The 22,677-nt window shown below is 72.3% G+C and carries 16 protein-coding genes; 14 read left to right on the plus strand and 2 right to left on the minus strand.

Translation table 11 applies throughout. The features are described 5' to 3' along the window. Positions 1 to 195 precede the first annotated feature (195 nt). The 4 genes from ABS78_RS20625 to ABS78_RS20640 all read left to right on the plus strand — a co-directional run bounded on the left by ABS78_RS20625 (position 196) and on the right by ABS78_RS20640 (position 6,110). Positions 196 to 3,558 carry a TonB-dependent receptor gene (locus ABS78_RS20625; RefSeq protein WP_293383905.1) on the plus strand — a complete coding sequence of 1,121 codons (3,363 nt, stop codon included), beginning with the start codon at positions 196 to 198 and terminating at the stop codon, positions 3,556 to 3,558. Positions 3,559 to 3,712: 154 nt separating this feature from the next. Further along, a complete protein-coding gene (locus ABS78_RS20630; protein ID WP_293383908.1) occupies positions 3,713 to 4,708 on the plus strand; it encodes an agmatine deiminase family protein in 996 nt (331 codons plus the stop codon). Then, positions 4,708 to 5,586, plus strand: coding sequence for an N-carbamoylputrescine amidase (gene aguB / locus ABS78_RS20635; protein WP_293383911.1), 879 nt, complete (start codon positions 4,708 to 4,710; stop codon positions 5,584 to 5,586). Before ABS78_RS20630 ends, aguB begins: the two co-directional genes overlap by 1 nt. Further along, a complete protein-coding gene (locus ABS78_RS20640) occupies positions 5,583 to 6,110 on the plus strand; it encodes a GNAT family N-acetyltransferase (RefSeq protein ID WP_293383914.1) in 528 nt (175 codons plus the stop codon). The genes aguB and ABS78_RS20640 overlap by 4 nt, the downstream gene beginning before the upstream one ends. Positions 6,111 to 6,162: 52 nt before the next feature. Here the strand turns inward: ABS78_RS20640 and ABS78_RS20645 are convergent, their stop codons facing one another. Then, the gene (locus ABS78_RS20645; RefSeq protein WP_293383917.1) at positions 6,163 to 6,960 is read right to left on the minus strand and encodes a phosphatase PAP2 family protein; all 798 of its coding nucleotides are present in this window, start codon (positions 6,958 to 6,960) and stop codon (positions 6,163 to 6,165) included. 175 nt (positions 6,961 to 7,135) lie between these two features. Between ABS78_RS20645 and ABS78_RS20650 the strand changes: the two genes are divergently transcribed. Next, entirely contained in the window at positions 7,136 to 7,936 is an 801-nt protein-coding gene (locus tag ABS78_RS20650) for a SapC family protein (protein WP_293383920.1), read from the plus strand. A gap of 22 nt (positions 7,937 to 7,958) precedes the next feature. Here the strand turns inward: ABS78_RS20650 and ABS78_RS20655 are convergent, their stop codons facing one another. Beyond that, entirely contained in the window at positions 7,959 to 8,351 is a 393-nt protein-coding gene (locus ABS78_RS20655) for an acyl dehydratase (protein ID WP_293383923.1), read from the minus strand. 168 nt (positions 8,352 to 8,519) lie between these two features. On the opposite strand from ABS78_RS20655, the gene ABS78_RS20660 reads away from it, so the two are divergent. The 9 genes from ABS78_RS20660 to addA are packed head-to-tail and all read left to right on the plus strand — an operon-like array spanning position 8,520 to position 22,656. Continuing rightward, the gene (locus ABS78_RS20660; RefSeq protein ID WP_293383926.1) at positions 8,520 to 10,652 is read left to right on the plus strand and encodes a protein-disulfide reductase DsbD domain-containing protein; all 2,133 of its coding nucleotides are present in this window, start codon (positions 8,520 to 8,522) and stop codon (positions 10,650 to 10,652) included. Positions 10,653 to 10,690: 38 nt separating this feature from the next. Next, a complete protein-coding gene (locus tag ABS78_RS20665; protein ID WP_293383929.1) occupies positions 10,691 to 11,329 on the plus strand; it encodes a thioredoxin family protein in 639 nt (212 codons plus the stop codon). 11 nt (positions 11,330 to 11,340) lie between these two features. Continuing rightward, complete coding sequence (gene pgi / locus ABS78_RS20670) at positions 11,341 to 12,954, plus strand: glucose-6-phosphate isomerase (RefSeq protein WP_293383932.1); 1,614 nt, start codon at positions 11,341 to 11,343, stop codon at positions 12,952 to 12,954. Positions 12,955 to 12,978: 24 nt separating this feature from the next. Further along, a complete protein-coding gene (locus ABS78_RS20675; RefSeq protein WP_293383935.1) occupies positions 12,979 to 13,851 on the plus strand; it encodes a 1-acyl-sn-glycerol-3-phosphate acyltransferase in 873 nt (290 codons plus the stop codon). Continuing rightward, complete coding sequence (gene tsaE, locus ABS78_RS20680; protein ID WP_293383938.1) at positions 13,848 to 14,315, plus strand: tRNA (adenosine(37)-N6)-threonylcarbamoyltransferase complex ATPase subunit type 1 TsaE; 468 nt, start codon at positions 13,848 to 13,850, stop codon at positions 14,313 to 14,315. The genes ABS78_RS20675 and tsaE overlap by 4 nt, the downstream gene beginning before the upstream one ends. Continuing rightward, positions 14,305 to 15,396 (plus strand): N-acetylmuramate/N-acetylglucosamine kinase AmgK, encoded by a 1,092-nt coding sequence (gene amgK, locus ABS78_RS20685; protein WP_293383941.1) that lies wholly within the window; start codon positions 14,305 to 14,307, stop codon positions 15,394 to 15,396. The genes tsaE and amgK overlap by 11 nt, the downstream gene beginning before the upstream one ends. A gap of 35 nt (positions 15,397 to 15,431) precedes the next feature. After that, positions 15,432 to 16,139 (plus strand): nucleotidyltransferase family protein, encoded by a 708-nt coding sequence (locus ABS78_RS20690; RefSeq protein WP_293383979.1) that lies wholly within the window; start codon positions 15,432 to 15,434, stop codon positions 16,137 to 16,139. Then, positions 16,136 to 19,180 (plus strand): double-strand break repair protein AddB, encoded by a 3,045-nt coding sequence (gene addB, locus ABS78_RS20695; RefSeq protein WP_293383944.1) that lies wholly within the window; start codon positions 16,136 to 16,138, stop codon positions 19,178 to 19,180. Before ABS78_RS20690 ends, addB begins: the two co-directional genes overlap by 4 nt. Next, on the plus strand, positions 19,177 to 22,656 hold the full coding sequence (gene addA, locus ABS78_RS20700) for a double-strand break repair helicase AddA (protein ID WP_293383947.1): 3,480 nt from the start codon (positions 19,177 to 19,179) through the stop codon (positions 22,654 to 22,656). Before addB ends, addA begins: the two co-directional genes overlap by 4 nt. Positions 22,657 to 22,677: the final 21 nt, after the last annotated feature.

Below are 22,677 nucleotides of genomic sequence, written 5' to 3' on the forward strand. Positions count from 1 at the left end.
CGCGGCGCAAAAGCTTGCCGCCTTTTCAGTCGCTTTGGCGGGAAGGTGCGGCCTTTCTGCCTCACTATGACAGTCTCGGACGAACCGTCGCAAAACAGTCACCAATACCCCGGTTTTTGACGGTATAGGGCGGCAAGGTCAGGCGACGTTGTGGGGATTTTTCGCGCCTGGATACCTGTTGAGAGGGGAATTCGAATGAGCATGAGACGGCTCGCCTATGGCGCGGCGCTGGCCGCGCTGGCGTGCGGCACGGCCACGGCTGTGTACGCGCAGGAAACCACGAGCGCGATCCGGGGCACGCTGCGAGGGGAAAGCGGAGCGCCCGTCGCGAACGCCACCGTGACGATCGTTCACACGCCCTCGGGCACGCGCACGATTACGCGTTCGGGCGCGGACGGTGTGTTCGACGCCCGCGGCCTTCGGGTCGGCGGTCCCTACTCCGTCAGCGTCTCGGCGCCCGGTTATGATTCCGAGGCCGTTTCGGGCGTCCGGCTGGCCCAGGCCGACACCCTGCGTCTGGACCTCGACCTGACGTCGGCGACCGCCGTCGACGAACTGGTCGTCACCGCCGCGCGGAACCCGGAATCCAACAACTCGGGCCTGTCCTCGACCCTGGCGCGCGACAGCATCGAGTCGGTCGTGACCGTGACGCGGGACATCCGCGATCTGGCCCGCCGCAACCTGCTGGTTTCGTCCAACACCCTGTCGGACGGCGGTATCTCGATCGCCGGCTCGAACCCGAAGCTGAACCGCATCACCATCGACGGCGCCTCGGTGCAGGACGACTTCGGCCTGAACTCGGGCGGTCTGCCCACCCTGCGCGGCCCCGTCTCGCTGGACGCCGTCGAGCAGTTCACGGTCCAGGCCGTGCCCTACGACGTGGAGAACGGCGACTTCCAGGGCGGCGCCATCGACATCGTGCTGCGCTCGGGGACCAACAACTTCCACGGCAGCGCCTTCGTGAACTACCTGAACGACGGCATGGTCGGCCGGAAGTTCAAGGGCCGCCGCGTCGACCAGGTGATCAGCCAGAAGAACTTCGGCGGCTTCCTGTCGGGCCCGATCCTGAAGGACACCCTGTTCTTCGCCATCTCGTACGAGAAGTACAAGTCGGCCGAGCAGGTCCCGGTCGGCCCGACGGGTTCGGGGTTCGCCAACTCGATCACGGGCGTCACCCAGGCCACGATCGACCAGGTGGTCGGCATCCTGAACAACACCTACGCCACCGACTTCGACGCCGGCGGCATCCCCCGGTCCACGCCGATCCTCGACGAGAAATATTCGGCCAAGATCGACTGGAACATCAACGACCGCCACCGGGCGTCGTTCACCTACCGCTACTCGCTCTCGGAAGTGACGGCGCGGTCGAACCTCAACACCGGCACCGCCGGTCTGTCCTCGAACTTCTACCTCAGCGGCGAGGAGGACTACTCCTACGTCGGTGAACTGAATTCGCAGTGGACCGACGCCCTGACGACCCAGCTCCGCGTGTCGTATCGGGACTATGAGCGTCGCCAGAATCCGCCGTCCGGCCAGGAGTTCGGCGAACTCCAGATCTGCTCGGCGCCCACGTCGGACGCCGTCCTGACCACCTGCCAGAGCGGTTTCTCGAACATCCGGATCGGCCCCGACGGCTTCCGTCAGGCCAACGAACTCGAGACCCACAACCTGAACGTCCAGTTCAAGGCGACCTACGCCTACCGCGAACATCTGTTCAAGTTCGGTTTCGAGTCGCAGAATCTGGAGATCGTCAACCTGTTCGTCCCGAACAGCGACGGCGTCTACTATTTCGACTCCATCGCCGACTTCCAGGCGGGTCGCGCGAACCGCTTCGTCTATTCGAACGCGCCTTCGGGCAACCCATACGACGCCGCGGCGGTCTTCGACTACCAGCAGAACAGCGTCTACCTTCAGGACATCTACGACATCACCGACAGCTTCCAGGTGACGGCGGGCTTCCGCTACGATTGGTACAAGAGCGACGACAAGCCGATCCTGAATCCGTTCTTCCAGCAGCGGAACGGCTTCACGAACCAGACCACCTATGACGGCAAGTCGATCCTGATGCCGCGGGTCGCGTTCAAGTACGATCCGAAATCCTGGTTCCGGATCAACGGCGGCGCCGGCATCTTCGCCGGCGGCATTCCGGACGTGTTGATCTCCACCTCGTTCAGCACCACGGGCTACGCGGCGGCGGGCATCACGGTCGAGCGCAACGCCGACGGCACCTTCCGTGAACTGGGCGCCAACCCCGGCTTCACCCAGGCTATCGGCGGCACGGCGCTGAACGTCGCCGTCTCGGACCCGCGCTTCGGCTACGACCTGCCGGCCAGCGTGACCGGCCTGGTGACCCCGGCGCTCCTGCCGACCACCTCGGAAGTGATCGCCCTGAACCCGGCCTTCAAGATTCCGTCGGCCTGGAAGTTCTTCATCGGCGGTTCGGCCGACCTGCCCTGGGGCGTCAAGGCCCAGACGGACCTGGTCGTGACCGAGACGGTGAGCACGATCGGCTACTCGGACTTCAAGGTCCGACCGCTGATCGTCAATGGCCAGCAACAGTTCACGCCGGACGGCCGCCAGCGGTTCGACGGCCTGACCATGACCGATGCGGCGCGCGCCGCCGCCGGCGTCGCCGGGACCAACGTGCAGAACGCGGCCGATCTCGTGGTCGGCAACGAGAAGCGCGGCAAGGGCTGGGTGGCCGCCATCGGCGTGTCGAAGGCGTTCCTCGACGACGACCTGCGGGTGGGCCTGGGCTACGTGCGCCAGAACCTGCGCGAAGGCGCCAGCGGCGTGCGCTTCGGCACCACTTCGGGCTCGCTCTACGCCAGCCAGCTCGCCGACGCGCTGGACTCCAACCGCGACGCCTACGGCCGCGGGTACGAGGAAGTGCGCGACCGCGTGAAGCTGGAAGTCACCTACGAGAAGGAGTTCATCGAGAACGCCAAGACCCGGTTCACGCTCTTCGCCGAAACGCGCTCGGGCCGTCCGTTCAACGTCACGATGGCCAGCCAGGGCGGCAACCGCAGCCCGATCTTCGGCACCAACCGGAGCGCCTACCAGCTCTATGTGCCGGACTTCGCGGCTGACCCGAACCCGAACGACCTCGACGTCGGCTTCGTGACGTTCGACAGCGTGGCGACCCTGAACCGCTTCAAGGACGCTGTGGCGCGGTTCAACCTGCCCACCGGCATCGTTCCGAAGGGCTACAACCGCAACCCCGACGTCAACCAGGTGGACCTCCAGATCAGCCAGGAGATTCCGACTCCGATCGACGGCCACAAGTTCCGCGTCCAGCTCGATATCCAGAACGTGCTGAACCTGCTGAACAACAAGTGGGGCACGGTCGAGGAGTACGGCTCCACCGGCTCGGGCCAGGGCAACAACCGGATCGTCGACGTCCAGTGCGCCACGGCCACGGGCGCGGCCGCCGGCAACGGCAGCCCGACCTGCGTGCGCTACCGCTACTCGAACCCGAACACCACGGCGCTGACCCGCTCGGTCAACAACGCCCGTTCGCTGTGGTACGCCCAGCTCTCGCTGCGCTACGAGTTCTGACGGACGCGAAGACGGCCAATGGAGGGGCGGCCGCGGCGACGCGGCCGCCCTTTCTCTTTGGGCCATGCTTGACGGGACCCCGGCCGAGGGCCACATGCGCGGCCCCCGACGCCCGGCTTCCGCCGATGGCCGGCTTTCTGGAGGTCGTGTTTCGATGAGCTTCGTCGTTCCGCCGGAATGGGCGCCGCACCGGGCCATGTGGCTGGGCTTTCCCAGTCATGCCGATCTCTGGCAGGACGACCTGCCCGTGGCCCAGGCCGAGGTGGCGGCCCTGGCCCGGGCCCTGGCCGGCCCCGGCGGCGAGCACGTCCGCGTGATGACCGGTCATCCGGGCGGCGAGGCGGCCGCCCGCGAATTGCTGGGCGGGGTTCCCGGCGTCGAGCTGGTCCAGGGCCGGTTCGGCGACATCTGGCTGCGCGACACCGGGCCGATCTTCGCGAACGGCCGGGCGCTGGCCTTCCGCTTCAACGGCTGGGGCGGCAAGTACGCCCTGGAGCACGACGACACGGTCGCCCACCAGATCGCCGAGATCACCGGCGCGCCGCTGGTGAGCCACGACTTCGTGCTGGAGGGCGGCGCCGTGGACCATGACGGCGCCGGCACGGTGCTGACCACCGACCAGTGCCTGCTGAACCCAAACCGCAACCCCGGCTGGACCGTCGCCGACGCCGAGGACGCCCTGCGCCACAGCCTGGGCGCGCGCAAGGTCCTGTGGCTGGGCGAGGGCCTGCGCAACGACCACACCGACGGCCATGTGGACAACCTGGCCCGCTTCGTCGCCCCCGCCACGGTCGCGGTCCCCGTCGCCTGGGGCAAGGCCGACCCCAACGCGGAAGCCTATGACGACGCCGCGCGGCGGCTGGCCGGCATGACCGACGCCGAGGGCCGCCCGATCCGGGTGGTCCGCATCCCGTCGCCCGGCTGGGTCGAAGGCCCGGACCAGGACGGCCCGGTCCCGGCCAGCCACATGAACTTCGTCATCGCCAACAAGGCCGTCGTCGCGCCGGTCTACGGGGACGAGCCCGGCCGGTTCGCCATCGAGGCGCTGAAGGCGATCTTCCCCGACCGTGAGGTCGTCGGCCTGCCGTCGCGCGCCATCCTCACCGGGGGCGGCTCGTTCCACTGCATCACCCAGCAGGAGCCCGCCTGATGGCCCGCACGATCCAGGTGGCCGCGCTCCAGACGTCGTACGGCGACGACATGGCGGCCAACATCCGCAAGACCGAGACGCTGATCCGCGAGGCGGCGACGAAGGGCGCGCAGGTGATCCTGCCCTCCGAGCTGTTCCAGGGGCCCTACTTCTGCGTGGCCCAGGAGGAGCGCTGGTTCGCCACCGCCCATCCCTGGCGCGAGCACCCGTGCGTCACCGCCCTGGCGCCGCTGGCCGGCGAACTGGGCGTGGTGATCCCGATCTCGATCTTCGAGCGCGAGGGGCCGCACTACTTCAACAGCCTGGTGATGGCCGACGCCGACGGCTCGCTCATGGGCGTCTACCGCAAGAGCCACATCCCCGACGGCCCCGGCTACATGGAGAAGTACTACTTCCGGCCGGGCGACACGGGCTTCAAGGTCTGGGACACCCGCTTCGGTCGCCTGGGCGTCGGGATCTGCTGGGACCAGTGGTACCCGGAGTGCGCGCGCGCCATGGCGCTGATGGGCGCCGAGGTGCTCTTCTATCCCACCGCCATCGGGTCCGAACCGCACGACGCGACCCTCGACACCGCGGCCCCCTGGCGGCGGGCGATGCAGGGCCACGCGGTGTCGAACGTAATTCCCGTGGTCGGCGCGAACCGCACCGGGTTCGAGCCCTGGGACGGCTATCCGAACGGCGGCCAGCAGTTCTACGGCTCCAGCTTCATCGCCGACCATCGGGGTGACCTGGTGGCCGCGGCCGGACGCGAGGACGAGGGCGTGCTGACCGCGACGTTCGACCTCGACCATCTGGCCACCCACCGCGCGGCCTGGGGCTTCTTCCGTGATCGCCGGACCGACCTCTACGGCGCGCTGGCGGCGCCGCGGCCGGCATGATCGAGACCCCGCGGCTGATCCTGCGGGCCTGGCGCGAGGCCGACCGCCCGGCCTTCGCGGCCATCAACGGCGATCCGCGCGTCGGCGACTGGCTGGGCGGGGCGATCGACCGCGCCGCCAGCGACGCCGTGATGGACCGGCTCCAGGCCCAGATCGACGCCGACGGGTTCGGCTTCTGGGCGGCCGAGCGGCGCGAGGACGGCCGGCTTGTGGGCATGATCGGCCTGCGCCGTCAGGACGCCGCCCCGCCCGGCCCCTGCCTCGAACTGGGCTGGCGGCTTTCGCCCGACGCTCAGGGCGCCGGTCTGGCCACCGAGGGGGCGAAGGCGGCGCTCGACTGGGGCTTTTCGAACCACGACGCCCCCGAGATCCTGGCCTGGACGGCGCAGACCAACGTGCGGTCCCAGGCGGTGATGCGCCGGATCGGGATGCTGCCCGACATGACACGCGATTTCGATCACCCGACCCTGGCCGCGGATCACCCCCTGCGCCGGCACGTCGTGTTCGCCGTCAGGCGGCCTTGAGCCGCCGGCCGCGGTTCTGAGCGCAACTCGGGGCGCAACTCGGGGCGCGGGGTCAGGCGCCCTTGCAGGCCCGGGGCGCGGACCGCGCCGCCGCCACCTCGCGCTTCAGCTTCGCCAGGTCGGTCATGAAGGCGCGGTCGGCGTGCAGCCGCGCCACCATGCCGGCGGCCAGGGTGCGGCCGGCTTCGACGTCGGACGGAAAGTGGACGCCGCAGACCACCCGGCTCTCGCCGCTCTCGCGCCCCAGTTCCAGCAGCGCGTCGGCGCGGGCCGGCGCCGCCTCGGTCAGGATCAGCGCCCAGGCCCAGGCGGTCATCGAATGGCCCGACGGGTAGGAGGCGTTGGTCCGCATCCAGTCCTCGCGCGGCACGCAGATCGGCTGGTCGTTGCCGATGAGCGGTCGCACCCGGGCGTAGGCGTCCTTGGCCGGCGTGCCGACCGTGCGCACATCCAGCTCCACGCGGTGCAGCAGTCGCAGGGCCGCCGGCGTCTCCCGTTCGTTGAGGTCGACGCCGAGGGCGCACGAGAAACGCCGGATCGCGGCGCCGCCCCACAGGTCGTTGTCCTCGATGGCGGCCCTCCAGCGTTCCGAGCCTTCCAGCGCGCGGGTCTCGTCGAAGACGGCGCGGTCGGCCCGGCCATGCGGCGAATCCACGGCCGGCGGCGGCCCCAGGATCGTCTTCCCGTCCAGCGGGTTGGCCGCGAAATAGCCGGTCAGCGTGGTCGGCTTCGGCCCGGCGGGCTGGCCGGCGGCCGGCGCGGCGGCCTGACCGGCGGCGGGCGGCGCGGCGTCGGTGGCGCAGGCGGACAGGGTCACGGCGAAGGCGGCGAGGAGGAGGGGTCGGCGCACGGATCTCTCGTATCGGTTGAAGGGCGATTCAACGGGCCGGCGGCCTCTGGCGCAAGCCTTCCATGACCCCTCCGAGGCGAATTTGCCGGGCAGGGCGGGATCGGCTAGAAGCGGCGACCTTGCACGCGAGGGCCGGAGGCCGGAATCGCGGCGCCACGACCTCGAAGGCTGACGAATGACCACCGCCCAGATGCCCGGCCAGCTGTCCGGCAACGTCCTGTTCTACAGCAAGCCCGAGCCGCTCGCGAAGGAGCTGCATTCGAACCTGGGCGTGAAGCGCATGGACGGCCCCTTCGGCTTCGCCCGCGCCGGCCACGCGATCCCCCTGACCGTGGGCGAATTCCCGCTGGCCGCGGTGACCGGCCCGATCATCTTCGTGGGCGACGACCGGGTTCCGATCGCCGTCATGGGCCTGAACGCCGGCGAGAACATGTTCGTCCGCGACGACGGCACCTTCGAGAACGGCGTCTACATCCCCGCCTATGTCCGCCGCTATCCGTTCGTGTTCGCCAACGACGACGCCAACAAGCAGATGGTCCTGTGCATCGACCGCAACGCCGAGTTCATCACCGACAAGGGTTATGACATGGCGTTCTTCGACGCCGCCGGCGAGCCGACCGAGTACACGAAGGGCTGCATCGAGTTCTGCAACAACTTCGAGGTCGAGCGTCAGCGCACCCTGGCCTTCGTCCAGCTCCTGAAGGACCTCGACCTGTTCGAGTCGAAGGAAGCCAACTTCACCCCCACCAATCCGGACGGCACCGCCGGCCAGCCGCAGAAGATCGCCGAGTACTTCGGCGTCTCGGAAGAGAAGCTGAACAAGCTCCCGGCCGACAAGCTGGTCGAGCTCCGCGACAACGGCGCGCTCAGCCAGATCTACGCCCATATCCACTCTCTGGTGGGCTGGGACCGTCTGGTGGCCCTCGCCATGGCCCGGCAGGCCGCCCAGCCGCAGCCGGCGAACCTCAACAGCTAGAGGCGTCGCCCCTCCCGGGGGGCTACCTCTGGAACACGCTCCGGGTCAGGCACGAGAAGACGAGGCGGCCGGCCTCGTCGAGCAGGTCGTGCTGGGCGATGACGATGCCCTTGTCGTCGCCCACCGGGTCCTTGGCCATCACCGTCATGCGGCCCCGCAGCAGTTCGCCCGCGGGCGGATTGCGCATCCAGCGCAGGGCGTCCACGCCCAGCCGCTTGGTCTGCTGGAAGTTGCCCGCCGCCAGGGCGTCCAGCCGGGTCCAGATCGCGAAGATCATCGAATCCGGGGCGCCCCGGTCGACCGACCAGCCCGGCGCGAACGCCTTCGCGAACGCGGCCAGCGCATCGGCGTCGACCGCCATGGCCCCCAATGAGGCGACCTGGCCGATCTGGATGTCGTCGAACGAGGCGGGCACGGCGAATCTCTCCTTGACCTTGCCCGATGATGGACCGCCGTTCGACAGAGTCGAGCCCGCGCGGGGGTAGGGCGGCGCATGGACGTCGATCTGACCTGAGCGTGCTTTGCAGGCGCGCCACAGCCGCGCCATATAGCCGCTGTAGTGCCGACGGCTGACGAGGTGACGATGCGGTTCCTGCCGGGCGTTCTGGGCGCCCTCGCGATGTGCGGAGCGATCCTTCCCGGCGCGGCGTCGGCCCAGCCCGTGAACACGGGTCATCTGACCGCCGAACTCGTCAGCGCGGTCCAGGGCGTGGCGCCCGGACAGACGATCCAGGTCGCTCTGCGCCAGGACATCCAGAAGGACTGGCACACCTACTGGCGCAACGCCGGCGATTCCGGCGAGGCGACGCAGATCGCCTGGACGCTGCCCACGGGCTGGTCCGCCTCGGGCTTCACCTGGCCCACGCCGCATCGCATCCCCTTCGGCCCGCTGGTCAACTACGGCTACGAGGGCGAGGTCCTGCTGCCCATGACGGTGACGGCGCCCGCCGGCGCCACGCCGGGCGGGACGGTGACGCTCAGGGCCAAGGCCACGTTCCTGGTCTGCGCCGACATCTGCATTCCCGAAGAGGCGACGCTCGCCCTCGCCCTGCCGGTGACGGCGCAACCTGCGCCCGCCGACCCGCGCTGGGGGGCGCGCATCGAGAGGGCCGTCGCCGAGGCGCCGAAGCCCGCAGGCCTCGTCGCGGCGTTCGAGAGATCGGGCGAGGTGCTGAAGCTGGCGGTGACCGGCGCGCCGCTCAAGGGCCGCGACCTGGCCGGCGCCTATTTCTTCCCCTTTTCGGGAACCGTCATCGACCACGCCAAGCCCCAGGCGATCGAACGCGGGCCGGAAGGCCTGACCCTGTCGATCGCGCCAGGCTACGATTTCCAGTCGCCCACGCCGCCGACCGAGGTCGCGGGCGTCCTGGCGCTGGACGGCGCGGCCTACGAGGTCACCGCCGTCGCGGGTCCGCCGCCGGCGGGCGCCGCCGGCCTCGGCCCGCCGCCGGCCCGCGCCGGGCCGGGCGGGGGGGTGAGCCTGGGCCTGATCTCGGCGGCCGTGTTCGCTTTCGCGGGCGGCCTGATCCTGAACCTGATGCCCTGCGTCTTCCCCGTGCTGGCCATGAAGGCCGCCTCGCTGGCCGGGCATGGCGGCGCGGGCGGCGACGCCCGCCGCCAGGGATTGGCGTTCGGCGCCGGGGTCGTGGCGTCGTTCCTCGCCCTGGCCGGCGGCCTGATCGCGTTACGCGCCGCGGGCCTCGAGGCCGGCTGGGGGTTCCAGCTCCAGGACCCGACCGTGGTCGCCGTGCTGGCCCTGATCATGCTGGCGGTGGCGCTCAACCTGTCCGGCGTCTTCGAGATCGGCGCCTCCTTCCAGGGCGTCGGCTCCGGCCTCGCCGCCCGCGGCGGCCTGTCCGGCGCGTTCTTCACCGGCGTGCTGGCCGTCGTGGTGGCCGCGCCGTGCACCGCGCCGTTCATGGGACCGGCGATGGGCTGGGCCATGGTCCAGCCGCCCGTCGCCGCGCTCACGGTCTTCCTGGCGCTGGCGCTGGGCTTCGCCCTGCCGTTCGTGGCGCTCGCCTTCATTCCCGGCCTGGTCGAGCGCCTGCCCCGGCCCGGCCCGTGGATGGACGTGTTCCGCAAGGCGCTGGCGTTCCCGATGTACGCGGCCGTGGTCTGGCTGGTCTGGGTGCTGACCGTCCAGGTGGGCCCCGACGCCGTGCCGCGCATCCTGGGCGCGGGCGTGGTTCTGGCGCTCGCCGGATGGCTGTACGGCGCGGCCCAGCGGCGGGCGATCGTCGGCGGTCGCACCCTGGGCCTGTCGGGCGCCGCCGTGGCCCTGGCCGTGGCGGCGGTCGCCGGCGGCGCGGTCTGGCCCACCTACGCTGTCGCCACCGACGGAATCTCGGGTTCGGCGGAACTGGACGACGAGGCCTACACCCCCGAACGGCTCGCCGCCCTGCGCGCCGAGGGACGTCCCGTGCTGGTCAACTACACGGCCGCCTGGTGCGTGAGCTGCCAGGTTAACGACCGCGTGGCGCTCTCCACCCGGGGCGTGGCCGAGGCGCTGGACCGCAACAACGCCGTCTACCTGAAGGCGGACTGGACGCGGCGCGACGCGGGGATCGCCGCCGAACTGGCCAGTTTCGGGCGCGCGGGCGTGCCCCTGTACCTCGTCTATGGCGCGGACGGGGGAGACCCGGCTATCCTTCCGGCCATTCTGACCGAAGGCCTCGTGGTGAAAGCCCTCGACGCCGCCGGCAAGCCGAGCTGACACGTCACGACCCCAACCTCACCCCAGGGAGCCGCACGATGATCCTCGACCGCAGAACCGCCCTCGTCCTGGCCGCGGCGGCCGCCGTCGCCGCCCCGGCCGCCATCGCTACGCCGGCCGCCGCCGCGCCCGTGCTGGGAAAGCCTGCGCCCGCCTTCCAGGCCGTGGACGCCGACGGCAAGACTCGCTCGCTCTCCGAGTTCCGCGGCAAGACCGTGGTCCTCGAATGGACCAACGAGGGCTGTCCCTATGTGAAGAAGCACTACGATTCCGGGAACATGCAGAAGCTCCAGGGCCAGGCCGCCAATGACGGCGTGGTGTGGCTCACCATCATCTCCTCCGCGCCGGGAACCCAGGGCTACCTGACGGGCGCGCAGGCCAAGGCCTGGAAGGCGCGTGAGAAGGCGGCGTCCGCAAGCGTGCTGCTCGACCCCAAGGGAACCGTGGGCCGCGCCTACGACGCCAAGACCACCCCGCACATGTACATCGTCGATGAGGCCGGCACGCTGGTCTACATGGGCGGCATCGACGACAGGCCGTCGGCCGCCGCGTCCAGCCTGGACGGCGCGAAGAACTACGTCACCGCCGCCCTGGCCGACGTGAAGGCCGGCCGCGCGGTGGCCCAGCCCGCCACGCGGCCCTATGGCTGCAGCGTGAAATACGCCTCCGCCGACTGAGGAGCCCCGCCTTGACCGTCGACGCCGCCTGGGCGGCCCTCTCCAAGGCCGCCGAGGCCGCGCGCGGCCGTCGCATCACGGACCTGTTCCGCACCGAGCCCGAGCGGCTGGGTCGCCTGTCGCTGTCGGCGGCGGGCCTGGAGCTCGATCTGTCCAAGCATCCCTGGTCGCTGGCCGATCTGGAATCGATGGTCGATCTGGCGCGCGCCAGCGGAGTCGAGACCGCCCGCGGGATGCTGTTCGCCGGCGGCGTGGTGAATGCGTCCGAGGGCCGACCCGCCCTGCACATGGCGCTCCGGGCCGCCGACGGCGCCGACTTCCGCGCGGCCGGTCAGCCGATCTCGGGCGAGGTCGAGGCGACCCGCGCGGCGATGCGCGCGTTCTCCGACGAGGTCCGGGACGGCCGGCGGAGGGGGGCGGCCGGCCGGCCCTTCCGCGCCATCGTCCATATCGGCATCGGCGGTTCCGACCTGGGGCCGCGGCTGGTGTGGGAGGCGTTGCGCCCGGCGGCGCCCGGGATCGATCTGCGGTTCGCGGCCAACGTCGACCCCGCCGAACTGGCCCTGGCGCTCACGGGCCTGGACCCGGCCGAGACCCTGGTGGTGATCGTCTCCAAGACCTTCACCACCTTGGAGACCCTGACCAATGCCGAGACCGCCCGCGCCTGGCTGCGGGCGGCGCTGGGTCCCGAGGCCGACAGCCATCTGGTCGCCGTCTCGGCCGCGCCCGACAAGGCCCAGGCGTTCGGCGTCCCGCCCGACCAGGTGTTCGGATTCTGGGACTGGGTCGGCGGCCGCTATTCGATCTGGTCGGCGGTGGGCTTGTCGTGCGCGGTGGCGCTGGGTTTCGACGTGTTCGAGCGGATGCTGGCGGGCGCGCGGGCGATGGACGCCCATTTCCAGAAAGCCCCGCTGGCGCTCAACGCCCCGGTGCTGTTGGCGCTGGCGCACATCTTCAACCGCAATGGCCTGGGCCGGCCGATCCGCGCCGTCGTGCCCTACGCTCAGCGGCTGCGCCTGTTCGCCGCCTTCCTTCAGCAGCTCGAGATGGAGTCGAACGGCAAGCGCGTGACCGCCGACGGCCGCCCCGCGCCGCATCCCACGGCCGCCAGCGTGTTCGGCGACGCCGGCACCAACGGCCAGCACGCCTTCTTCCAGCTTCTCCATCAGGGGACCGATGTCGTCCCCCTGGACATCGTGGCGGTCGCCCAGGGAAGCGAAGGCGACCCGGCGGCCCAGCGCAAGCTGCTGGCCAACGCCGTGGCCCAGGCCGAGGCCCTGCTGGCCGGCCGTTCGGAGGACGCGGTGCGCGCCGAACTGGCCGCCGCCGGCCGCCCGGCCGACGAGATCGACGCCCTGGCGCCCCAGCGCGCCTTCCCCGGCGACCGCCCCTCGACCTTCATCCTGCTGGAGCGGCTGGATCCCGAACGGCTGGGCGCCCTGGTGGCCCTCTACGAGCACAAGACGTTCGTCGAAGGCGTGATCTGGGGGATCAACAGCTTCGACCAATGGGGCGTGGAACTGGGCAAGACCCTGGCGGCGCGTGTGCTGGCGGAACTGGAGGGCGGGGCCGCGACCGCCCACGACCCGTCGACCGCCGCGCTGATCGCCCGGTTGAAGTCCTAGGCGTCCGCGGGACATCATCGCCCCATGACGCTGGCCCAGCCTGCGGCCGCGGCGCGCATGCCGCGCGGCCGCGACCACATCGTGGACGTCCTGATCGCCGAGCGGGCGCCGCGCCTCTCGGGCGGCCCGGCGTGGCCCCTCTTGCGGCCGCTGCTGTACGCCATGCTGGGCTATGGCCGGGCGCGCCGGATGGCCGACGCCATCGCGCCTCTGCCGGGCCGCGCCGCCCTGGACCACGTCTCGGACCTCCTCGCGCTTCAGGTCACGGCCAGTGGCCTGGACCGTGTCCCCCGCACGGGACGCCTCGTGGCGATCTGCAATCACCCGACCGGGATCGCCGACGGCGTGGCGGTGTTCGACGCCCTGAAGGCGATCCGGCCGGACATCTGCTTCTATGCCAACGCCGACGCCCACCGCGTCTCGCCGGCCTTCGGTGAGGTGCTGATCCCCGTGGAATGGGTCGAGGCCAAGCGCACGCGCGAGAAGACGCGGGCGACCCTCGGCATGACGCGCGAGGCGCTGGAGGCCGAACGCTGCCTGGCGATCTTCCCCGCCGGACGCCTGGCGCGCCGGCAGGCCGACGGGACGCTGGCCGACCCCGAATGGATGTCGTCGGCGGTCTCGATCGCCCGCAAGTACGAGGCGCCGGTCCTGCCGATCCATGTCGCCGGCCCGTGGTCGACGCTGTTCCACCTGTTCAACGGGGTCTCGACCGAGTTGCGCGACATCACCCTCTTCCACGAACTTCTCAACAAGCGCGGGCGGGCGTTCCGTCTCACCGTCGGTCCGTTGATCGCGCCCTCTGCGCTGGATGGCGATCCGGTGGAGGCGACGGCCCGTCTCAAGGCCTATGTCGAGCGCGATCTGGCCACCGACGGCGACGCGGCCTTCGCATGACCGAGACCCGCCCTGCGCCCTCCGTGAGCCTGGTCGACGAGGCGGCGACCGCCCGGCTGGGGGCGGCGGTGGCGGCCTGCCTGCAAGCCGGCGAGGCCGTTTGCCTGTCGGGACCGCTGGGCGCCGGGAAGTCGACGCTGGCCCGCGCGCTGGTCAGGGCGCTGACGACGCCGGACGAGGAGGTGCCCAGCCCGACCTTCACCCTGGTGCAGTTCTACGAGGGGCCGGGCCTGGCGGTCGCCCATTTCGACCTCTATCGCCTGTCCGATCCCGACGAGGCCTACGAGATCGGCCTGGACGAGGCGCTGGAGACCGGCGCGGCGGTGATCGAGTGGCCCGAGCGGCTCGAGGGCCGCCTGCCGCCCGACCGACTCGATATAGAGATCGCGCTCGCGCCGGATGGCGGCCGCACGGCGCGGCTGGTCCCGCACGGCGCCTGGAAAGGACGGACGATTGAGGTCTGAGCGTGAGGCGGAGAAGGCCGCGTTCCTGGCGGCGTCCGGCTTCGGCGACGCGCGACGGGCGCCGTTCGACGGCGACGCCTCGACGCGCGTGTTCGAGCGGCTGCGCCTGGCCGACGGCTCCACGCGCTTCTTCATGGACCAGCCGCCGGCCCTGGAGAGCGTCGTCTGCCCGCCGGAGGCCGGGGACGCCGAGCGGATCGCGCTGGGCTACAACGCCGCCGCGCGGCTGGCGGCGGGTTCGGTGGCGGCCTTCGTCACGGCGGCGGCCTGGCTCAGGGAACGCGGCCTCTCGGCGCCCCGCATCGATGCGTTCGACGCGGCTCTCGGCCTGGTGGTCCTGGAGGACCTGGGCGACGGCCTCTTCGCCACGCTGATCGGCGACGGCCAGGACGAGCGCCCGCTCTACGAGGCGGCCGTGGACGCCCAGGTGGCGATGCAGTCAGAGCCGCCGCCTTCGGTGCTGTCGTACGAGGGCCTGTCCTGGCCCCTGCTGACCTACGACACCCTGGCGCTCAAGGTGGCCACCGACACCTTCCTGGAGTTCTGGCCGCCCTTCGCGGGCCTGCCCCCGTTCGGTCCGGCGGCGGTCGCCGAATGGGACGCGCTGTGGGCGCCCGTCTGGGTCCGGGGCGAGGCCGGCGCCGACGTCTTCACCCACCGCGACTTCCACGCCCGAAACCTGCTGTGGCTGCCCGAACGCGCGGGCGTCGCGCGCGTCGGCATGGTGGACTTCCAGGACGCCCTTCGCGCCCATCCGGCCTGGGATCTCTTGCACCTGTTGCAGGACGCCCGCCGCGATGTCGCCCCCGAACTGGAGGCGGCGATGCTGGACCGCTTCCTGGCCGTCAGGCCCGAGTTGGACCGCGCGGCGTTCCTGGCCGACTACCGCGCGCTGGCCGCATCCAACGCCGCCCGAATCCTGGGCCGGGTCTTCGCGCGCCAGGCCCTGCTCGGCCGGACCCAGTACGAGTCCTACATGCCGCGCACCTGGCGCTATCTCGAACGCAATCTCCAGGACCCCGACCTCGTCGGCCTCAAGGCCTGGTTCGACCGCCACGTCCCGCCCGAGGCGCGCCGGTGAGCGCGCCGGCGAGCCCTCCCGGCCCCACGACGGCGATGGTGCTGGCCGCGGGCCTGGGCACCCGCATGCGGCCGCTGACCGACACCCGGCCCAAGGCCCTGGTCCCGGTGGCCGGCCGGGCGCTGATCGACCATGTGCTGGACCGGTTGCGCGACGCCGGAGTGACGCGGGCGGTGGTGAACGTCCACCACTTCGCCGACCAGATGGAGGCCCATCTGGCTACGCGCCGCGACCTGGAGATCGTGGTGTCGGACGAGCGCGCGGCCCTGCTCGATTCCGGGGGCGGCATCCGTCACGCGGCCGACAAGCTGGGCCGCGACCCGATCTTCGTCGCCAACATCGACTCGCTGTGGATCGAGGGCGCCGCGCCCGCCCTGGAGACGCTCAAGGGCGCATGGGATCCGGCCGAGATGGACATCCTGCTGCTGCTGGTGCGTCGCGGCCACGGGATCGGCTTCGAGGGTCCGCAGGGGTTCTTTCGGGACGCGGCCGGCCGGCTCACCCATTCCACCGCGCCCCAGCCCCCGACCCCGTTCGCCAATGTCGGGGTCACGATCCTGAAGCCCCAGGTCCTGGACGACCAGCCCGACGGCGCCTTCTCGATCGTCCCGGTCTGGCATCGCCTGCAGGCGCAGGGGCGGCTGCACGGCGTCGCGATGGACGGATACTGGATGCACGTGGGCGATCCCGCCGCCCGCGACGCCGCCGAGGCCCGACTGCGCGAGGCGGCGGGCGCATCGTGACCGGCCTCTTCGAACGGCCGGGTCCGCGCTGGTTCACGATCCCCGCGCACCGGCCGTTCGCCGACGACCTGGCCCTGGGCCTGCACCGGGCGCTCTCGCCCCGGGGTCCCGAGGCGCTGGCCGACGCCGTGGTCCTGACGCCCACCCGCCGCGGGGCCCGCGCCCTGGCCGACGCCTTCGTCCGCGCCGGGGGCGGCCGGGCCATCCTGCCGCCGCAGATGCGTCCGCTGGGCGACCTGGAAACGGGCGAGCCGCCCTTCGAGCCCGGCGATCTGGCCCTGGACCTGCCCGCCGCCATCGACCCGCTGCGTCGCCGCTTCGAACTGGCGCGGCTGGTCAAGGCGCACGAGACCGACCTGAAGCGCGACCTCGACGCCGCCGCCGCCCTGGAACTGGCCGACGCGCTGGGCGGCTTCCTGGACAGTCTGCAGATCGAGGAGATCGACCCCTCCGGACGCCTGGACGATCTGGTCGGCGCCGATCAGGCCGAGCACTGGGCGATCTCGCGCGACTTCCTCCAGACGGCGCTGGAGGCCTGGCCGCGCCGCCTCGCCGAGTTGGGCGTCGCGGACGTCAGCGTCCGGCGTGTGCTGTTGCTGCGCCGCCTGGCCGAACAATGGGACGCGCGGCCGCCCCGCAACGTCCTGGTGGCCGCCGGCTCCACCGGCACGGCGCCGGCCACGGCCGCCCTGCTGGCGGTGGTCGCGCGCGCCCCGCAGGGCGCCGTGGTGCTGCCGGGCCTGGACCTCGACCTCGCCGATCCCGCCTGGCGCGTGGCCGGCGAACAGCATCCTCAGGGGGCCATGCGGCGGCTGCTTCAGCGCTCGGGCGTCGAGCGGCGAGAGGTCGGCGTCTGGCCGGTGTCGGCTGCGCCCGACTTCCGGGGCCGCTGGCGGCGACGGATCGTCAACGAGGCCCTGCGCCCGCCCGAGAAGACCGACGACTGGCTGGAGCAGATCGCCGCGCTCAGGGCCGAGGGCGCGGACGACGGGGTCGATCCGTTCGTGGCCGGCCTCTCGGGCCTCTCGCTGGTCGACGCCCGGCATGAGGAGGAGGCCGCGACCGTGGCGGCGCTCGCCCTGCGCGAGGCGTTGGAGACGCCCGGCCGCACCGCCGCCCTGGTGACGCCCGACCCGACCCTGGCGCGGCGGGTGATGGCGCGGCTGGCGCGATGGGACGTGGTTCCGGACTCTTCGGCCGGGGTGGCCCTGGCCGGCGCGCCCGCCGCCGTGCTGGCCCGCCTGTTGACCCGGCTGGCGGGCGACCCGCTTGACCCGGTCGCGCTGCTGGCGGTCCTCAAGCACCCGTACGCGGCGCTGGGGCTCGCTCCCGAGGATCTCGACCGCCGGCGGCGTGCGTTGGAGCTGTGGGGGCTGCGCGGGCCGCGGCGCGCCGACTGGCCCGCTCTGGAGGCCAAGATCGGGCGGGCCGAACGGGCGTCGGAGGACGAACGCGCCGACGCCTTGTCGCTGTGCCTGCGGCTGCAAGGGGTGCTGGCGCCGCTGTCCGCCGCCTTCGCCGACGGCCCTGCCGCCGTGGGCGAGGCGGCGCTGGCGCTGGCCCGCGCCCTGGAGGCCGTCGCCGCCGACGAGGCCGGTTCGGCGGGCCGGCTGTGGTCGGGCCACGGCGGCGAGGCCTTGAGCCGCCTGCTCGCCGGGCTGATCGACGGGTCGGATGGCCTGCCGCCGGTCTCGGCCCGCGGCTTCGGCGACCTGCTGTTCAAGCTGGTGTCGGGCGAGACGGTGCGCGTGGGCGGCGCGACCCATCCGCGACTGCGGATCCTGGGCGCCATCGAGGCGCGGACCACGCGCGCAGACCTGCTGGTGGTGGCCGGGCTGGAGGAGGGGGTCTGGCCCCAGGGGGCGCCGGTCGATCCGTTCCTGTCGCGCCCCATGCGGGCGGCCCTGGGTCTGCCGCCGCCCGAGCGCCGCATCGGCCTGGCCGCCCACGATTTCGCCCAGGCGGCCTGTGCGCCGGAGGTGGTCCTGGTCCATGCCGAGCGCCGCGAGGGGGCGCCCAGCGTCAAGTCGCGCTGGCTCTGGCGGCTGGAGACCCTCGTCGGCGGCGCCAAGGACAGTCGGGGCGAGCCGCTGCGCCTGCCCGGCCGGCCCGAGCTGCTGGACTGGGCGCGCGCCCTGGATGCGGCCGGGGACTACCGGCCCGCCCCGCGGCCCGCGCCCCTGCCGCCGCTCGCCGACCGCCCGCGAAACATGGCGGTGACCCGTATCGAGGCTCTGACGCGCGACCCCTACGCCGTCTGGGCGCGGGACATCCTCAGGCTCTATCCGCTGGACGCCCCGGACCAGGCCGTCGACGCCCGCGCTCGCGGGACGGCGATCCACACCGCGTTCGAGACCCTGGCCCGCGACTGGCCCCGCGAGCTGCCGCCCGACGCCGCGGCGGTGTTCCAACGGCTCTACGTCGAGGCCCTGCGCGATCAGGGGATGCCCGAGGAGGCGCTCGCGCGCGAAACGGCGCTGGCCCGCGAGGCCGGAGCCTGGGTGGCCGCGCTGGAGGCGGATCGCCGCGCCGACGGCCGCGCCATTCACGTGGAGCTGAAGGGCGAGCTGACGTTCCCCGCGCCCGGCGGCGACTTCACCCTGACGGCGCGGGCCGACCGCATCGAGATCGACCCCGACGGGTTCGGCCATATCCTGGACTTCAAGACCGGCAAGGCCCCGTCGCAGAAGGAGGTCGACACCGGCTTCTCGCCGCAGCTCACGCTCACCGCCGCCATCCTGATGGCCGGCGGGTTCGAGGGGCTGGGACGCCCGCGCCCCGGCGACCTGACCTATCTCGAAGTCACCGGCCGCAAGCCGGCGGGCAAGGTCGAGGTGCGCGCACTGGCCGGCGAGGCGAGCGAGGAGGCCGCGCGGCTGGCGCTGGAGGGCGCCCGCAAGCTGGTAGCCCAGTACGACGACCCCGCCCGGCCGTACCTCTCGCGGATCGCGCCCCAGTTCCTGAAGGCGCGGGTCAGCGACTACGACCATCTGGCCCGGGTCTTCGAGTGGTCCACCAGCGGCGACGAGGGCGAGACATGACGGCCGCCCCGCCCGATCTCCCGCCCGATCCACAGCGCGTCGCCGCCGATCCCGCGCGCTCGGCCTTCGTCAGCGCCAACGCCGGCTCAGGCAAGACCAAGACCCTGATCGACCGGGTCGCGCGCCTGCTGCTCGTGGGCGCCGAGCCCGAGAAGATCCTCTGCGTCACCTACACCAAGGCCGCCGCCGCGGAGATGCAGCGGCGGCTGTTCGAGCGCCTGGGCGGCTGGTGCGTGGCCGACACGAACGAACTGCGGCGCGACCTGGCCGACCTGGAGGGCCGGGCGCAGGCCACCTACGACGACGAAGGCCTGGCCCGCGCGCGGCGGCTGTTCGCCAGCGCCCTGGAGACGCCGGGCGGCCTGAAGATCCAGACCATCCACGCCTTCTGCGAGAAGCTGCTGCGGCGCTTCCCGCTGGAGGCGGGCGTGTCACCGGGCTTCACCGTGATGGACGACGCGGCCGCCGCCGTCATCGCCCGCGAGGCGCGCAAGGGCGTGGCGCGCCATGCGCTCAAGGCCGAGGGCCGCATCGCCGAGGCCTATGCGCGCATGTCGGTGGCGCTGGACTTCCAGGCCTTCGAGGGGATGTTCCGCGCGTTCGAGGACCGCCGCGAGGCTCTGGCCGGCTACTTCGAGCGCGTGGAGGGGTGGGACGGCGCCGAAGCGGCGACCTGGCGCGCCTGCGGGTTCGACGCGCCGGCCGATCCCGAGGCCATCGCCCGGGACGCGACGGCGGCCATCGACCGGCCGCTGTGGGCCGAGGCGGCGGGCCTGCTGGAGGCCTCGGGCAAGTCGCTGAAGGAAGCCGCCGCCCTGCGGCGTGTGGCCGGCGATCCGGCGGCGGATCTCGAGATGGCGCTCTCGGCCCTCTTCACCGAGGGCGGCCGGGGGACGCCCGCCAAGTGGGTCGCCTCGGCGGCGGCCCTGAAGGCCGCGCCGCAGGTCCAGATGGCGCTGCTCTCGGAACAGGACCGGCTGGCCGCGGCGCGCGAGCAGGTGAAGTCGGCCCGCGTCGCGACCGACACCCTGGACGCCCTGGTGCTGGCCCAGGCCTATCTCGCCGCCTACGCCCTGGAGAAGGACGCCCGCGGCGCCCTCGACTTCGCCGACCTGATCGGCAAGACCGCCGAACTGGTCCGCCACGCCCCGCTGGCCGCCTGGGTGCTCTACAAGCTGGACGGCGGTATCGACCACATCCTGCTGGACGAAGCCCAGGACACCGCGCCGAGCCAGTGGGCGGTGCTGGACGCCCTGGTGGACGAGTTCTTCGCCGGCGAGGGTCGCGAACGGCCCCGGCCGCGCAACCTGTTCGTAGTCGGCGACGAGAAGCAGTCGATCTATTCCTTCCAGGGCGCGGACCCGACGCTGCTGAAGGCCAAGTACGAGCGTCACCGGGCGCGGGCCGGGATGGCCGGCCAGCCGTTCGAGCGGGTCGAGCTGATCGCCTCCTGGCGCTCCACCGAGGCGGTGCTGGGCTATGTGGACGCCGTCTTCGCCAGTCCTGAGACCCGCGACGGTGTGCCGCCGCCGCCGGGTGCCGAGCGCGTGCGCCACGAGGCCGTGCGCAAGGGCCAACCGGGCTGCGTCGACATCTGGCCGCTGTTCGAGCCGCCCGAGACGCCGCCGCGCGAAGCCTGGACCGCGCCCCTGGACCTGGAGCCCGAGGAGAGCTCCAATCGCCGGCTGGCCCGCGAGATCGCGCTCGAGATCCAGGCGACGGTGAAGCGCGGGGACGCGGTCTGGGACCGCAGCCTCAAGGACCAGCATGGCCGGCCCGGCGACTGGCGGCCGGCGCGCTATGGGGATGTGCTGATCCTGGTCCGCAAGCGCTCGGCGCAGTTCCAGGAGATCCTGCGGGCGCTGAAGCGCGCTGGCGTGCCCGTGGCGGGCGCGGACCGGCTGAACCTCTCGGAGCACATCGTCTTCGACGATCTCCTTGCGCTGGCCCGGGTGTGCCTGTTCCCCGACGACGACCTGACGCTCGCCGCATTGCTGCGCAGCCCCTTCTGCCGGGTCTCGGACGACAGCCTTTATCGCCTGGCGCATGGTCGGCGCGGGACCCTCTGGAGCGTGCTCCAGGCCCGCGCCGAAGAGGAGTCCGAGTGGGCCGAGGCGCTGGCCACGGTCCGGGCGGCGATCGCCCTGTCGCGCGAGGCGCCGCCCTTCGAGCTCTTCGCCCGGATGCTGGGGCGCAACGGCGCGCGGGCCGAGATCGTCCGCCGCCTGGGCGGCGAGGCCGACGACGCCCTGGACGAGTTCCTGAACCAGGCCCTGGCCGCCGAGGGGCGCGGCGTCGCGGACCTGGAGAGCCTGGTGGCCGACTTCGCCGGCCTCGACATCCACGTGAAGCGCGAGATGGAGGCGGTGCGCAACGAGGTGCGCGTGATGACCGCCCACGGCGCCAAGGGCCTGGAGGCGCCGATCGTGTTCCTGCCCGAGACCACGGCCCAGGGCGGGGGTCGCGACTCGCCGCTGATGGAGACCGGCGACGGCGTCTTCCTGTGGTGCGGATCCAAGGCGGGTGACGGTCCCGCCAGCGCCGCCGCCCGCGAGCGCCGGGCCAAGGCCGAGGCCGACGAATCCTGGCGGCTGCTCTATGTGGCGCTGACCCGCGCGCGCGACCGGCTCGTGCTGTGCGGAAGGCTGCCGGGCAACCGCAAGGAAGAGAACCTGAAGGGCTGGTGGGGTCTGCTGAAGCCCGCCTTCGAGGCCGCCGAGATCGCGGGCGAGGTGCGGGAGATCCCCTGCGGAGACCGCGTGGGCCGCCGGTTCGGCCACGATCCGCAGGTGCTGGGCGAGGGCCAGGCGACGCCGCTGCCGCCCATCCCCCTACCGCCCTGGAGCGGGCTGATCGCCGACCGGGAGGCCTTCGCCCGCTACGCTTCGCCGTCCGATCTGGGGGAAGACGCCGCCGCGCCCGCCGCCTCGCCGCTGGACCGCGCCCGGGGGCTGGGCCGCTTCCGCCGCGGAGACCTGATCCACCGTCTGCTCCAGCTCCTGCCGGACCTCCCGTCCGAGGCGCGGGCCGAGGGCGCCGCCGGCCTGCTGGCGCGCGAGGCCGACCTCGCCGACGCACAGCGCGCCGAGATGGCCGCCGCAGCCCTGGGTGTGCTGGACGACGCGCGTTTCGCCGAGGTGTTCGGGCCGGGCTCGCGGGCCGAGGTCTCGATCGCCGGGGGCGCGGCGGCGCTTCCGCCCGGCCTCGCCATCTCGGGCCGGATCGACCGGCTGGTGGTGCTGGCGGACCGCGTGCTGGCGGTGGACTTCAAGACCAACCGGCCCTCGCCGCCGCGGATCGAGGCCGCCGATCCCGCCTACCTGCGGCAGATGGCGATGTACGCCGCGGTGCTCGCCGAGGTGTTCCCGGGACGGCGCGTCGAGGCCGCCATTGTCTGGACCGATGGGCCGAAGCTGATGCCGGTTCCAGAAAACCTGATCGCCGCCACCCTTGCCGACCTCCGCCGTGACGGTTGATGTGGACGCTGGCCCCGCCTA

The sequence above is a fragment of the Phenylobacterium sp. SCN 70-31 genome (assembly GCF_001724605.1).
GTDB lineage: Bacteria > Pseudomonadota > Alphaproteobacteria > Caulobacterales > Caulobacteraceae > Phenylobacterium.